Raw genomic sequence first — 14,711 nt, forward strand, 5'->3', positions numbered from 1 at the left:
GGACGTACTGTCTGGAGCCGTCACGCAAGAGGTGCCCCCCCCCCCCCCCCCCCTTCCCCCCCCCCCCCCCCTCCCCCCCCCCCCCCCCCCCCCCCGGACCTGGGCCTTACCGGCCGGCGTACTTCTTGCTGACGGCGTCGTAGATTCCCTTGGCCTCGTCACCGAGGCGCGGGCCCGCGAGCCAGCCGGCCGTCACCGGGCCGATCGAGGTGTTCGACACCAGCGCGGGCCGGCCGTCCTGGCCGGTGGCGACCCAGCCGCCACCGGACGAACCGCCGGTCATCGTGCAGCCGATGCGGTGCATCGTGGGGTCCTGCGCGTTGATCGACAGCCGGCCCGGCTTGTCGCCGCACTGGAAGAGCTTCTGGCCGTCGAACGGCGGAGCAGCCGGGTAGCCGGTCGCCTTCATCGAGTCGATCTCCGGCGTGGCCGGTGCGTTGAAGTCGACCGGCAGCGCCGCGCCGACGGTCTCCTCCAGCGACTTGCCGTCACTGCCCTTCTCGGGTGTCACATGGATCACCGCGAAGTCGAACGGGGCGCCCAGACCACCCGTCGCCGCCCCCTCGGAGATCCACTCCTCGGAGGTCTGCGCCCACTCGCCCCACCAGATGCCGTGCGGGGCTATCTCCTCCTTGGCGGCGCTCTCCAGCTGAGAGACCGGCAGGTCGCTGTTGTTGTACGACGGGACGAAGGCGATGTTCCGGTACCAGCCGCCGCTCTTGCCCGCGTGCACGCAGTGGCCCGCCGTCCAGACCATGTTGGACTTTCCGGGGTTCGCGGGGTCCTTCACCACCGTCGCCGAGCAGACCAGCGAGCCCTCGGGGCCGTCGAAGAAGAGCTTGCCCGCCTCGGGCACGGCACCGTCGTACGGCGCGTTCACCGGCGTCGCCTCCACCGGCTGCGGAGTCGGGTCGGTGACACCCGCGTCGCCGGAGATGTCCGCCTCCTCGACCGGCTGGTCGGGCTCCTCGGCCTCCCGCATCCGGTCCGGGTCCCACAGTCCCTCGATGATCGGGTTGACGTAGTCCCGTGCCTCACGGAGCCACTTGTTCTTGTCCCAGTTCTTCCACTCGCCGTCCCGCCACTCGTCCAGGTCGATACCGCGCTCCTTGAGGCGGTCCTGGAGGTCGGCGGGAATGGTGATCTTGTCGCCGGACGACTCGCCGGACGCCTCGCTCGGCTTGTCGCCCGCGTTCGTCTCCTCGGTCGGCCCGCAAGCGGTGGCCGTCAGCGCGAGCGCGGCGGCGAGCGAGGCGACCACGACGGCGGGAGAACTCCGCCGTGTGCCCGTCCCTCGGCGAGTGGTGAACGGTGGGCGAATGGCTCGCATGTCGGGCTCCCCCTGGGACTTCGGAACTGTTCTGGACTGACGGACCGGCCGGATCCGGCCGGACCCGCCGGCCCGGCCGTGGTGACCGGAGCCGGAAGTCGGCCCCCACTATGCCGGTGCCGTTGGGGACGGCCGACGGCAGGGCCGCGGTTCCGCCGGCGAAGGATCTTCCCGTCGGCCGTGATCCCAGGCGCTTGCCGTCGTTGGTACCTACGGGGGATACGACGCCGGCGTTCACCGCGTGCGCCGCGGCGCTCGGCCCGCCGTGCCGACGTGTGACGCATCCGTTCCCACGGGAGGACCGAAGGCCGTGGCCCTGACCGAACTCCCCCCACCGGTGCCGCTGTTCACACCCGACGGCGCCCCGCGCCCCGGTCCGGGAACAGCCGCCGCGAGGACCGCGGGAGCGGACGCCGGAAAGACCACCCGACGCCGACCGCGGCCGGCCCGCCGAACCGGCCCCTCACCAGGAAGTCCTCCCGTGAACACCGCCTCCACCCCCACTCCCGGCGCCCCCGGGACCGTCGTCCGCCCCGCCGCCCGGAACCCGGGCCCCGTCCCCCCGCACGACCTCGCGACGGCCGCACCGGTCCCCGTCGACACGGCCACGGTGCCCCGCCAAGTGCCCCCCGGCGCCGGGGCGGACGCCGCCCCCCGTACCGCGGACTCACCTTCCGTGTCCCCGGCCGCGGACACGACGGTGGGCGGGCGACCGGACCCCCTCGACGACCCGGACCCGTTTCGGGCCGCCGACGCCGCGTCCGTGGAGAACCTGCTGCGCTGCTGGGTCCGGGAGAGCGACACCCCCCGGCCGGACGGGAACATCCTCAGGATGCCGCTCGACGCGAGCGGCACCGCCCTGCTCGTCCCCGTGCGTTACTGGTCGGCGACCGGCTGGCACCGCTTCGACCCGCCCCTGCTGGAGTGCGCGGGGCCGCACGCCCCGGCGGCCGACGCCGTCACCGTCGCCGCGCTCCTCAGCCGCGAGTCCGGTCGCGGTCACGGCACCGAACTGGTCGCCAGGGTCGCCGACTCCGCCCGCCGCACCGCCGACTTCCTCACCGACCGCCGGAGAGCCCCCGCTCCCGCCTGCGCCGACCTCTTCCTCACCGCCGAGCAGTCCCTCATCCTCGGCCACCCCCTCCACCCCACGCCCAAGAGCCGAGAAGGGCTCTCCGACACCGAACACCGCCGCTTCTCACCCGAACTGCGCGGCTCGTTCCCCCTCCACTGGCTTGCCGTCGACCGTTCCGTGCTCGCCACCGACTCGGCCTGGACCGAACAGGGCCGCGCCGTCCACGCCGATCAGCTCACCACCCGGCTCGCGGGAGACCTGTCACTCCCCGACCACACCGTCCCGCTGCCTCTGCACCCCTGGCAGGCACGCGAGTTGACGCAGCGCCCCGCCGTACGCGCACTGCTCGACGCCGGACTCCTCCACGACCTCGGCCCGCACGGCGACCACTGGCACCCCACCTCCTCCGTCCGTACGGTGCACCGGACCGGCGCCCCCGCCATGCTCAAGCTGTCCCTCGGGGTACGCATCACCAACTCCCGTCGCGAGAACCTCCGCAAGGAGCTCCACCGCGGCGTCGAGGTCCATCGGCTGCTCCGCGGGGGGCTCGCCCAGCAGTTGCGCGCCGCGCATCCCGGCTTCGACATCGTGCGCGACCCCGCCTGGCTCGCCGTCGACACACCCGACGGGGAACCTGTCGCCGGTCTCGACGTGATGCTGCGCCACAACCCGTTCCGCGCCGACAACGACGCCGTCTGCGTCGCGGGCCTCGTCGCCCCGCGCCCCTGGCCCGGCCGTACCCGGACGCGGTCCCGCCTCGCCGACATCGTGGCCGGTCTCGTCGCCCGCACGGGCCGACCCACCGGAGCCGTCGCCGCCGAGTGGTTCCTGCGCTATCTCGACCATGTCGTACGCCCCGTGCTCTGGCTCGACGCCACGGCGGGCGTCGCCCTGGAAGCCCACCAGCAGAACACTCTGGTGATCCTCGACCCGGACGGCTGGCCGGTCGGTGGACGCTACCGTGACAACCAGGGCTACTACTTCCGCCAGTCCCACCGCGAGGCGCTCGACCGCCGCCTCCCCGGCATCGGCAGGGCCAGCGAGACCTTCGTTCCCGACGACGTCACCGACGAGCGCTTCGCCTACTACCTCGGCATCAACAACGTCCTCGGCCTGATCGGAGCGTTCGGCTCCCAGGGTCTCGCCGACGAACGCGTACTCGTCGCCGCCTTCCGCCAGTTCCTCGCCCGCGCCACGACGCTCGGCTCACCCCTCCCCGGCCAGCTCCTGGAGGCGAACACCCTGCGCTGCAAGGCCAATCTGCTCACCCGGCTGCACGGCCTGGACGAACTCGTGGGCCCGGTCGACACCCAGTCCGTCTACGTCACCATCGCCAACCCCCTTCGCCGTTGACCGCGCCCGCCCGTCCGAACAGCCGAGAGGAGCCCGCCGCCGTGCCTCCCAGCGACGCGTCCACCGACACCGGAGCCGGTCCCGGACCGCGCGTCGCCGGGGGCGCCGAGGACACCCTCGACCTGCGGCTGAGCGACGACGTCGTCGCGCTGATCGCGGACCGCGGACCGGTGGCGGCCGGCACATCGCCACCGGACGGCGCGGGCGGCTCCGCCCTGCTTGATTCCCCTGCGGGGTGGGGCGCGGCCCGAACGTCCCTCGGTGTCTTCCGGCTCGTCCCCGTACGCCCCGAGCGCGATCTCACCCTCATCAGCCGCTGGATGAACGATCCCGCCGTCGCCGCCTTCTGGGAACTGGCCGGGCCCGAAGCCGTCACCGCCGCCCATCTGCGCGCCCAACTGCGCGGCGACGGACGCAGCGTCCCCTGCCTGGGTGTCCTCGACGGCGTCCCCATGAGCTATTGGGAGCTCTACCGCGCCGATCTCGATCCCCTTGCCCGCCATTACCCCGCCCGTCCGCATGACACCGGAGTCCACCTCCTCATCGGCGGCGTGGCCGACCGTGGCCGCGGTGTCGGCACCACGCTCCTCGGAGCCGTCTCCGAGCTCGTCCTCGACCACCGGCCGCACTGCGGACGGATCGTCGCCGAACCGGACCTGCGCAACACCCCCTCCGTCTCCGCCTTCCTCAGTGCCGGATTCCGCTTCTCCGCGGAGATCGACCTCCCCGGCAAACGAGCCGCCCTCATGATCCGCGAACGAACCCTGCGAACCCTGCGAGCCCTGCCGTGAACGACCCGCTGCTGTCCCCGCACCGCACGATCCACAACGGTTCCGTCCCGAGGAGTCCCCGTGCCGATATCCCCGAACACACACGCCTCCGCCACCACCACCGGTGACTCCGGTACCGGTGGCCCCACCGCCGCAGAGCCGGGCGACGCCACCGGCACCACCGGCGCCGACGAGCCCACCGCCCCCCTGTTCACCCCGCCCGAACTGACCTCGGAGCGCTGGACGTCCGCCGCCGCCCGCCTCCTCGCGAAGCTCCTGGGTGAGTTCGCGTACGAGGAGATCATCGAGCCACTCGCGGAGCCGGTCACCGCCCACGCCGAAACCGCCGACCGCTGGATGCTCGCGCTCGACGACGGCACCCCCCTCACCTTCACCGCCCGCCGCGGCGCCTACGGCGGCTGGCGCGTCGACCCGGACACCGTCGAACTCGCCGGACAGCCCTTCGGCGACCCCCTGCGCTTCCTCGTCCTCGCGCGCCGCCTCCTCGCGCTCGACGGCGCCACGCTCGGCCACCTCGTCCACGAGTTGAACGCCACCCTCGTCGCCGACACCAGGATCGACGGCACCGCCCGCACCGCCGCCGAACTCGCCGACCTCGACTACGCGGCCCTCGAAGGCCACCAGACCGGCCACCCCTGGCTCATATTCAACAAGGGCCGCATAGGTCTCTCCGTCACCGACGCCACCCGCTGGGCACCCGAGTCCCGCACCCCGTCCGCACTCCCCTGGATAGCGGTCAGCACCACCCTCGCCACCTATCGGGGCGTCCCCTCCCTCGCCTCGCCCGCCCGGCTCTACGGCTGCGAACTCGACCCCGCGACCCGCGACGGCTTCGCCTCCGCGCTCCGCTCCCGCGGCCTCGACCCGGACGCCTATCTCTACCTCCCCGTGCACCCCTGGCAGTGGGACGAAGTGATCCTGCCGCTCTACGCCGCCGAGATCGCCGGCGGCGCGATCGTCCCGCTCCCCACCGACGGCGACAGCAGACTGCCGCAGCAGTCCATCCGTACGTTCCTCAACACCACCCGGCCCGACCGGCACACGGTGAAACTGCCGCTGTCCATCCTCAACACCCTGGTCTGGCGCGGTCTGCCCACCGAACGCACGCTGGCCGCTCCCGCCGTCACCGCCTGGATGCGCGGCCTGTACGAGTCGGACCCCTTCCTCCACGACGAGTGCGGAGTGATCCTGCTCGGCGAGGTGGCGTCCGTGACGGTGACCCACCCGCTCTACGACCACCTTCCCGAGGTCCCTTACCAGTACAGGGAACTCCTCGGCGCGATCTGGCGTGAGCCGCTCCCGGCCCGACTCGCCCCCGGCGAACGCGCGCGGACCCTCGCCTCGCTCCTCCACACCGACCCGGCCGGCCGGGCCTTCACCGCCGAACTCGTCGACCGCTCCGGGCTCCCCGCCGAAGTCTGGCTCCGCAGGCTCTTCGCCGCGCTCCTGCCGCCGCTGCTGCGCTTCCTCTACCGCTACGGCACCGTCTTCTCGCCGCACGGGGAGAACGCGGTCGTCGTCTTCGACGAGCGGGACGTCCCCGTCCGCCTCGCGATCAAGGACTTCGTGGACGACGTGAACATCAGCGCCGGCCCGCTGCCCGAGCACGAAGGGATGCCCCAGGAGGTCAGGGACACCCTCCTCACGGAGGAGCCGTCTTTCCTCACCCAGTTCATCCACTCCGGGCTCTTCGTCGGGGTCTTCCGGTTCCTCGCACCGCTGTGCCAGGAACAACTCGACGTACCGGAGCGGACGTTCTGGTCACTCGTACGGGCCGAAATCCTGCGCCACCAGGCCCGCTTCCCCGAACTCAAGGCCCGATACGAGACGTTCGACCTGCTCACGCCCCGTATCGCGCGGCTCTGTCTCAACCGCAACCGGCTGCATCTCGACGGGTACCGCGACCGCGCGGACCGCCCGCACGCCGCCGTGCACGGGACGGTGCCCAATCCGCTCGCCCTGCCGGCGGGTGGTGCCGGCGGGACGTGACCACCGTTGTCGGTGGTGAGCCGTAGGGTGGTCGGGCTATGACGAAGCCATCTCTCTCCGAGCTCCTCCATGCCGCCGTCACCGCTGTCGGCGGTGTGGAACGGCCAGGCCAGGTCACCATGGCCGAGGCCGTCGCCGAGGTCATCGACGACAACTCCCATCTGCTCGTGCAGGCCGGCACCGGCACCGGAAAGTCCCTCGGCTATCTGGTTCCCGCGCTGGCGCACGGCGAGCGTGTCGTGGTGGCCACCGCGACCCTGGCCCTGCAACGGCAGCTCGTGGAGCGTGACCTTCCGCGTACGGTCGACGCGCTGAGCCCCCTGCTGGGGCGCCGGCCCGAGTACGCCATGCTCAAGGGCCGTTCCAACTACCTCTGTCTGCACCGCCTCAACGAAGGCGTTCCGCAGGAAGAGGAGGACGGCCTCTTCGACCCGTTCGAGGCGGCGACCCCCACCAGCAAGCTCGGCAAGGACCTGCTGAGGATGCGGGACTGGGCGGACGAGACGGAGACCGGCGACCGCGACAATCTCACACCGGGTGTCTCCGACCGCGCCTGGTCGCAGGTCTCCGTCTCCTCCCGTGAGTGCCTGGGCGCGACGAAATGTGCCTATGGCGCCGAGTGCTTCGCGGAGATGGCGCGTGAGCGCGCCAAACTCGCCGATGTGGTGATCACCAACCACGCCCTGCTGGCCATCGACGCCATCGAAGGGGCGCCCGTCGTCCCGCAGCACGAGGTACTGATCGTCGACGAGGCCCATGAACTCGTGTCGCGGGTGACCGGGGTCGCCACCGGTGAGCTGACCCCCGGCCAGGTCAACCGCGCGGTGCGCCGGGCGGCCAGGCTGGTCGACGAGAAGGCGGCTGACTCGCTCCAGACGGCCTCCGAGACCTTCGAGCGGCTGATGGAGCTGGCGCTCCCCGGCCGTCTCGAAGAGATCCCCGAGGACCTCGGCTACGCGCTGATGGCCCTGCGTGACGCCGCGCGCACGGTGATCTCGGCGATCGGCAACACCCGCGACAAATCCGTCCAGGACGAGGACGCCGTGCGCAAGCAGGCTCTCGCGGCCGTCGAGTCCGTGCACAGCGTCGCCGAGCGGATCGCCAACGGCAGCGAATGGGACGTGGTCTGGTACGAGCGCCACGACCGCTTCGGCGCGTCGCTGCGGGTGGCTCCGCTCTCCGTGTCGGGGCTGCTGCGGGAGAAGCTGTTCACCGAGCGCTCGGTGGTGCTGACCTCCGCCACGCTCAAGCTCGGCGGTGACTTCAACGGCGTCGGCGCGTCGCTGGGGCTGGCCCCGGAGGGGACGGAGAGCGAGGACGTCCCGCAGTGGAAGGGCATCGACGTCGGTTCGCCCTTCGACTACCCGAAGCAGGGAATTCTCTATGTCGCGCGCCATCTCTCCCCGCCCGGACGGGAGGGTTCGCGCGGCGACATGATGGACGAGCTGGCGGAGCTGGTCGAGGCAGCGGGCGGTCGTACGCTCGGACTGTTCTCCTCGATGCGCGGCGCCCAGGCCGCCGCCGAGGAACTGCGCGGCAGGCTCGACACGCCGATCCTGCTCCAAGGGGAGGAAACCCTCGGCGAGTTGATCAAGGCGTTCGCCGCGGACCCCGCGACGTGCCTGTTCGGCACGCTCTCGCTCTGGCAGGGCGTGGACGTCCCCGGACCGAGTTCACAGCTGGTGGTGATGGACCGGATTCCGTTCCCGCGTCCCGACGATCCCCTGATGAGCGCGCGCCAGAAGGCGGTCGAGGAGGCGGGTGGCAACGGGTTCATGGCCGTGGCGGCCACGCACGCCGCTCTGCTGATGGCCCAGGGCGCGGGCCGGCTGGTGCGTGCCTCCGGCGACCGGGGTGTCGTGGCGGTCCTGGACCCGAGGCTGGCGAACGCGCGGTACGGCAGCTATCTACGGGCCTCGATGCCCGATTTCTGGTACACGACGGACCGCAACCAGGCGCGGCGCTCACTGGCCGCGATCGACGCGCGGGCCAAGTCGGAGGGCCGGTAGCGGGGCGGGAGGTGCTTCCGTACGGTCCGGTCCCGGCCGGCCGCTCCGGGGACGGGCGCGGACCGACCCCGCTGAAGCCGTTCCCGGCCGGCCCGTCGCGGGCGGTGGGCGCGGCGAGGCCCCGGGACCGGCGCAGAGAGTCCCGGGGCCGGCCTGAGCCGGCGAGCCCTCACACCCGCCGCAGGACCGCCACAACCTTGCCGAGGATCGTCGCGTCGTCGCCGGGAATCGGCTGGTACGCCGCGTTGTGCGGGAGCAGCCACACATGGCCGTCCTCGCGCCGGAAGCGCTTGACGGTGGCCTCACCGTCCAGCATCGCGGCCACGATGTCGCCGTTCTCGGCCACGGGCTGACGGCGGACCGTCACCCAGTCTCCGTCGCAGATCGCCGCTTCGATCATCGAGTCCCCGACGACCTTGAGGACGAACAGCTCCCCGTCGCCGACCAGTTGACGGGGCAGCGGGAAGACGTCCTCGACGGACTCCTCCGCGAGGATCGGTCCGCCGGCCGCGATCCGGCCGATCAACGGCACGTACGACGCGGCGGGCTTGCCGGTCGTGTCCGTCTGCTGCGTGCTGGGCTGGTCGGAGCCCCGGACCTCGTACGCCCTCGGCCGGTGCGGATCCCGGCGCAGGAATCCCTTGCGCTCCAGGGCCATCAATTGATGGGCGACGGAGGAGGTGCTGGACAGGCCGACGGCCTGGCCGATCTCGCGCATCGACGGCGGATATCCGCGGCGCTGCACGGAGTCGCGGATGACTTCGATGACCCTCCGCTGCCGGTCCGTGAGACCGGAGCTGTCCGCCCTGATTCCGGGAGGCCGGCCGGGCAGCGAGCGATTGGGCTTCTCGCCCTCCGGATTCGTGGCTGCGTCATTCATGGCATGCACCGGCTCGAGTCGGCTCTGGGAGCGGTCCTGGGCGGTAATGGTGGCGCTGTCTGCGGTGGTGGTCACGTCGGCCCCTCTCGAAATGTTCTCCCTAGCTGGACAACGGTAGTTGCTTTCGAAAGGTTGCGCCAAACACACGTTCGAGTGAAAATCCCCGGAAGTGCTGACGGGGCAATATCAGGGGTGTATGTAGTGCGTATTCGGCGCCCCTGCGCACGGGCCGTCCATGGCGCGTCCGCGAACCGCGCACGGCTCGTCACGGAAATCCCCACGGCCGCTCCGGCGTGGCGGCGGCGCCCAGTGTCTCATCGGGCGGCCCCGGATCACGGGACCCTCCGGGCTCCCGTACTCTCGTGCCGGGCCTCCTCGCGCCGGGCGCCGTACGGCGGTCGATCCGTCGTCCGCCGCGACACGCTGAACGACTCCGAAGCGTGCGCGATCCCTACATGTAGTGGTTGGATTGGCTCAGTCGCCCAGAAGTAGTGGTCCCGGGTCTTTCCTGCCGGAGGCCATCACCTATGCTGGAGACCGCTTCGCAGGGCCCCACCAGGGCCCCGTCGAGGCTTCTCAGTCGTGCTGTGAAGGAGGGTCGGAAGCCATGCACTGCCCCTTCTGCAGGCACCCCGACAGCCGTGTCGTCGACAGCCGCACCACCGACGACGGGACGTCCATCCGGCGCCGCCGTCAGTGCCCGGACTGCTCGCGCCGTTTCACGACGGTGGAGACCGCCTCGCTGATGGTGATCAAGCGCAGCGGGGTCACGGAACCCTTCAGCCGTACGAAAGTCATCTCCGGTGTCCGCAAGGCATGCCAGGGACGGCCGGTCACCGAGGACGCCCTCGCCCAACTCGGCCAGCGGGTCGAGGAGGCGCTGCGCGCCACCGGCAGTGCCGAACTGACCACCCACGACGTCGGGCTGGCCATACTCGGCCCCTTGCAGGAGCTCGACCTCGTCGCGTACCTGCGCTTCGCATCCGTATACAGGGCGTTCGACTCGCCCGAAGACTTCGAGGCCGCCGTGGCCGAGCTGCGCACACGGCCTCCCGCAGAGGAAGGCGGGCCGGGCGCGACCCCAGAGGTCCCCGAGCCCGTCACCGCTGCCGACTGACCGGACACCGGCAGCGGCACGGTCACCGGCACCGACATCTCGGTCGGTGCGGGCCGATCGGTCATCGATCGGTCACCGACCTATCGCGACAGCTCAGCGACCGATCACTGTCGATCGGCGCCCGGCGGCGACGAGACCGGCCACGAGCGCCCGAGCGGCGCCCATGGCATTGGACACATCACCGTGCCATGGGAAGAACGTGGCACATCAGGGCGTTTTCGCCTGTACATGGGAGGCGGCATGACAGAGACGGCGAGCGGTCCGACGGCACGAGGTTCCCGCGGCAAGGGAGCCAAGTCCGGCAAGGGCCTGCGTATCGAGCGAATCCACACGAACCCCGGCGTGCATCCGTACGACGAGGTGGTCTGGGAGCGCCGGGACGTCGTCATGACCAACTGGCGCGACGGCTCGGTCAACTTCGAGCAGCGTGGCGTCGAGTTCCCCGGCTTCTGGTCGGTGAACGCGGTCAACATCGTCACCAGCAAGTACTTCCGCGGGGCCGTCGGCACGCCGCAGCGTGAGACGAGCCTCCGGCAGCTCATCGACCGGATCGTGAAGACCTACCGCAAGTCGGGCGAGGAGAACGGCTACTTCGCCTCGCCCGCAGACGCGGAGACCTTCGAGCACGAGCTGGCGTACGCCCTCCTGCACCAGATCTTCAGCTTCAACTCGCCGGTCTGGTTCAACGTCGGCACCCCCCAGCCCCAGCAAGTCTCGGCCTGCTTCATCCTGGCCGTCGACGACTCCATGGAGTCGATCCTCGACTGGTACAAGGAAGAGGGCATGATCTTCAAGGGCGGCTCCGGAGCCGGCCTGAACCTCTCGCGGATCCGTTCCTCCAAGGAACTCCTCTCCTCGGGCGGCAACGCCTCGGGTCCCGTCTCCTTCATGCGCGGTGCCGACGCCTCCGCCGGGACGATCAAGTCCGGCGGTGCCACGCGCCGTGCGGCCAAGATGGTCATCCTCGATGTCGACCACCCCGACATCGAGAACTTCATCGAGACCAAGGTGAAGGAGGAGGAGAAGATCCGCGCCCTCCGTGACGCGGGCTTCGACATGGATCTGGGCGGCGACGACATCACGTCCGTCCAGTACCAGAACGCCAACAACTCGGTCCGGGTGAACGACGAGTTCATGAAGGCCGTCGAGGCCGGCGGCAAGTTCGGGCTGCGTGCCCGGATGACCGGCGACGTCATCGAAGAGGTCGAGGCCAAGTCCCTCTTCCGGAAGATGGCGGAAGCCGCCTGGGCGTGTGCCGACCCCGGTATTCAGTACGACGACACGATCAACCAGTGGCACACCTGCCCGGAATCCGGCCGGATCAACGGCTCGAACCCGTGCAGCGAGTACATGCACCTGGACAACACGTCGTGCAATCTCGCCTCGTTGAACCTGATGAAGTTCCTCAAGGACGACGGCAAGGGAAACCAGTCCTTCGAGATCGAGCGTTTCTCCAAGGTCGTCGAACTGGTCATCACGGCGATGGACATCTCCATCTGCTTCGCCGACTTCCCGACGCCGAAGATCGGCGAGAACACCCGCGCCTTCCGCCAGCTGGGCATCGGCTACGCCAACCTTGGCGCCCTGCTGATGGCCACCGGCCACGCGTACGACAGTGACGGCGGACGCGCGCTCGCCGGCGCCATCACCTCGCTGATGACGAGCACCTCGTACAAGCGCTCCGCCGAACTGGCCGCGGTCGTCGGCCCGTACGACGGCTACGCCCGCAACGCCGTGCCGCACCAGCGGGTCATGAAGCAGCACGCCGACGCCAACGGCGCGGCCGTGCACGTCGACGACCTGGACAGCCCGATCTGGGCCGCCGCCACGGAGGCCTGGCAGGACGTCGTGCGTCTCGGCGCCAAGAACGGCTTCCGCAACGCGCAGGCCTCGGTCATCGCGCCCACCGGCACCATCGGCCTGGCGATGTCCTGCGACACCACCGGCCTCGAACCGGACCTCGCGCTGGTCAAGTTCAAGAAGCTGGTCGGCGGCGGCTCGATGCAGATCGTCAACGGCACGGTGCCGCAGGCCCTGCGCCGCCTCGGCTACCAGGAGGAGCAGATCGAGGCGATCGTCGCCCACATCGCCGAGAACGGCAATGTGATCGACGCGCCCGGTCTGAAGCCCGAGCACTACCCGGTCTTCGACTGCGCGATGGGCGAGCGGTCCATCTCCGCGATGGGGCACGTGCGGATGATGGCGGCGATCCAGCCGTGGATCTCCGGCGCGCTCTCCAAGACGGTCAACCTGCCGGAGACGGCGACCGTCGAGGACGTCGAGGAGGTCTACTTCGAGGCGTGGAAGCTCGGCGTCAAGGCGCTGGCCATCTACCGCGACAACTGCAAGGTCGGCCAGCCGCTCTCCGCGAAGAAGAAGGAGCAGGTCGCCGAGAAGGCCGAGGACACGATCCGCCAGGCGGTGGAGAAGGTCGTCGAGTACCGCCCGGTCCGGATGCGCCTGCCCAAGGGCCGCCCCGGCATCACCACCTCCTTCACGGTGGGCGGCGCCGAGGGCTACATGACGGCCAACTCCTACCCGGACGACGGGCTCGGCGAGGTCTTCCTGAAGATGTCCAAGCAGGGGTCGACCCTGGCGGGCATGATGGACGCCTTCTCGATCGCGGTGTCGGTGGGACTCCAGTACGGCGTGCCGCTGGAGACGTACGTCTCGAAGTTCACCAACATGCGCTTCGAGCCGGCCGGTATGACGGACGACCCGGATGTGCGCCTCGCGCAGTCGATCGTGGACTACATCTTCCGGCGCCTCGCGCTCGACTTCCTCCCGTTCGAGACGCGCTCGGCCCTCGGTATCCACTCGGCCGACGAGCGGCAGCGTCATCTGGAGACCGGCTCGTACGAGCCGTCCCTGGACGAGGACGGCATGGACGTCGAGGGCCTCGCCCAGTCCGCTCCGCGCCAGGCGGAGCCGCTCAAGTCGGTGAGCCCGACCGTGGCGTCGTCCGTGGCGGAGGCACCCGCGCCCAAGCAGGCGCACACGTCGGCGGAGCTGGTCGAGATGCAGCTCGGCATCAGCGCCGACGCACCGCTCTGCTTCTCCTGCGGGACGAAGATGCAGCGGGCCGGGTCCTGCTACATCTGCGAGGGCTGCGGATCGACGAGCGGCTGCAGCTGATCCCGAGCGCCGCTCCGTATGAGCGGTAGCGCTCGACCCGCTTGACCGGAGGGGCGTCAGCCATGTGCTGACGCCCCTCTCGCCGCGGCTGCGGAGCCGCCGGACGGGAGCCGGCGGCCCTGCGGGAGATCCGCGGAGATCCTCAGCCGGACCCCGGCGCCGTCGTCATACGGCGCCCATCTGCTCCGTGAACTCCTGGGGGTCGGCGTCGAATCCGCGGACCGACGGGCGGAAGTCCCATGTGCCCGACTCGTTCCTGGAGAACTCCGCGATCGTCGCCGCCGTCGCCCCGGCGACCTCGGTGAAGTCGCTCGTCGTCAGCTCGGCGAGCCCTTCGAGGACGCGGACGGACGAGCCCGATATGTCGCCGAACGTCCGGCGGCCCTCACGCTGCTGGATGACGACACCCACGACCACGCGGACATAGTCCGAACTCAGCCGGTCCAGCTCCAGGGTCATCACCTCGTCGGAGCCGAATCCCTGGCCCGTACGGCTCTCCCTCTCCAGGATGATCGTGCCGTCCGGGGAGCGGCTGTCGAAGTGCACCAGATAGGCGGGCCTGTCGCTCGGTGTGCCGGCGGTGTAGGTCGCGGCCACGATGTCCAGGTCGTGCGGTGGCCGGCCCAGCGGGCTCGGGTCCCATTTGAGGGTGACCTCGACTTTTTCGACGCCTCTGTTGAGACTGCTGCTCACCGCTCATCCCTCCGTACGTCCAACGAATCCGAGGACAAGGCTAGTCCGCGGGACCGACAACACACCCCCTGTACCGGCGAGTTGACGCCACTTGGCCGTGACTCGCCACGAAGGGCGCCCAGCAGGTCTCCCCGCGCCCCGTCTCAGTGCGGGATCCGCGCGGCGGCCACCGGCAGCCCCGTGCGGATGGCGAATCCGCCGCCCGCGCCGGCCACGAGCACGCTCTCGGCGGACTCCGGACGGGTGAGGAGCGGGTTGGTGTGCAGGGCTGTCACATGGATCATTGTGCGGTTCGGACCGGGTCGGCCGGAGCGTGACCTGGGCCACGTCCTGCCCCGT

General features: G+C 70.6%; 10 protein-coding genes. 6 read left to right on the forward strand and 4 right to left on the reverse strand.

Annotated elements, in window-relative coordinates:
- Positions 1 to 106 precede the first annotated feature (106 nt).
- A complete protein-coding gene (locus tag ACZ61E_RS20700; RefSeq protein ID WP_469701296.1) occupies positions 107 to 1,330 on the reverse strand; it encodes a trypsin-like serine peptidase in 1,224 nt (407 codons plus the stop codon).
- A 481-nt stretch (positions 1,331 to 1,811) separates the two neighbouring features.
- On the opposite strand from ACZ61E_RS20700, the gene ACZ61E_RS20705 reads away from it, so the two are divergent.
- From ACZ61E_RS20705 to ACZ61E_RS20720, 4 genes are all read left to right on the forward strand, one after another.
- A complete protein-coding gene (locus ACZ61E_RS20705) occupies positions 1,812 to 3,758 on the forward strand; it encodes an IucA/IucC family protein (RefSeq protein WP_469701297.1) in 1,947 nt (648 codons plus the stop codon).
- 41 nt (positions 3,759 to 3,799) lie between these two features.
- Positions 3,800 to 4,549: a GNAT family N-acetyltransferase gene (locus tag ACZ61E_RS20710; RefSeq protein WP_469701298.1), complete on the forward strand. Its 750-nt coding sequence runs from the start codon at positions 3,800 to 3,802 to the stop codon at positions 4,547 to 4,549.
- A 186-nt stretch (positions 4,550 to 4,735) separates the two neighbouring features.
- Positions 4,736 to 6,538, forward strand: coding sequence for an IucA/IucC family protein (locus tag ACZ61E_RS20715; RefSeq protein WP_469701330.1), 1,803 nt, complete (start codon positions 4,736 to 4,738; stop codon positions 6,536 to 6,538).
- Positions 6,539 to 6,576: 38 nt separating this feature from the next.
- The gene (locus ACZ61E_RS20720; RefSeq protein ID WP_469701299.1) at positions 6,577 to 8,547 is read left to right on the forward strand and encodes an ATP-dependent DNA helicase; all 1,971 of its coding nucleotides are present in this window, start codon (positions 6,577 to 6,579) and stop codon (positions 8,545 to 8,547) included.
- Between the two features lie 169 nt (positions 8,548 to 8,716).
- On the opposite strand, the gene lexA is transcribed toward ACZ61E_RS20720, so the two are convergent.
- Positions 8,717 to 9,502 (reverse strand): transcriptional repressor LexA, encoded by a 786-nt coding sequence (gene lexA, locus ACZ61E_RS20725; protein WP_469701300.1) that lies wholly within the window; start codon positions 9,500 to 9,502, stop codon positions 8,717 to 8,719.
- 532 nt (positions 9,503 to 10,034) lie between these two features.
- Here lexA and nrdR point away from each other — a divergent pair.
- Together nrdR and ACZ61E_RS20735 are read left to right on the forward strand one after the other, a co-directional pair.
- Positions 10,035 to 10,544 carry a transcriptional regulator NrdR gene (gene nrdR, locus ACZ61E_RS20730; protein ID WP_164253059.1) on the forward strand — a complete coding sequence of 170 codons (510 nt, stop codon included), beginning with the start codon at positions 10,035 to 10,037 and terminating at the stop codon, positions 10,542 to 10,544.
- 240 nt (positions 10,545 to 10,784) lie between these two features.
- Positions 10,785 to 13,679, forward strand: a complete 2,895-nt coding sequence (locus ACZ61E_RS20735; protein WP_469701301.1) for a vitamin B12-dependent ribonucleotide reductase — start codon at positions 10,785 to 10,787, stop codon at positions 13,677 to 13,679.
- 165 nt (positions 13,680 to 13,844) lie between these two features.
- Here ACZ61E_RS20735 and ACZ61E_RS20740 read toward each other — a convergent pair whose 3' ends face one another.
- Both ACZ61E_RS20740 and ACZ61E_RS20745 read right to left on the reverse strand, forming a co-directional pair.
- A complete protein-coding gene (locus tag ACZ61E_RS20740; protein WP_469701302.1) occupies positions 13,845 to 14,372 on the reverse strand; it encodes a TerD family protein in 528 nt (175 codons plus the stop codon).
- A 143-nt stretch (positions 14,373 to 14,515) separates the two neighbouring features.
- On the reverse strand, positions 14,516 to 14,647 hold the full coding sequence (locus ACZ61E_RS20745; protein ID WP_469701303.1) for a hypothetical protein: 132 nt from the start codon (positions 14,645 to 14,647) through the stop codon (positions 14,516 to 14,518).
- Positions 14,648 to 14,711 lie beyond the last annotated feature (64 nt).

Source organism: Streptomyces sp. NPDC104581, from assembly GCF_055583685.1.

Excerpts from the sequence above, each read along its gene's own strand:
- ACZ61E_RS20720 (WP_469701299.1), top strand. The coding sequence starts at position 6,577 with ATGACGAAGCCATCTCTCTCCGAGCTCCTCCATGCCGCCGTCACCGCT.
- ACZ61E_RS20735 (WP_469701301.1), top strand. The coding sequence starts at position 10,785 with ATGACAGAGACGGCGAGCGGTCCGACGGCACGAGGTTCCCGCGGCAAG.
- ACZ61E_RS20700 (WP_469701296.1), bottom strand. The coding sequence starts at position 1,330 with ATGCGAGCCATTCGCCCACCGTTCACCACTCGCCGAGGGACGGGCACA.
- nrdR (WP_164253059.1), top strand. The coding sequence starts at position 10,035 with ATGCACTGCCCCTTCTGCAGGCACCCCGACAGCCGTGTCGTCGACAGC.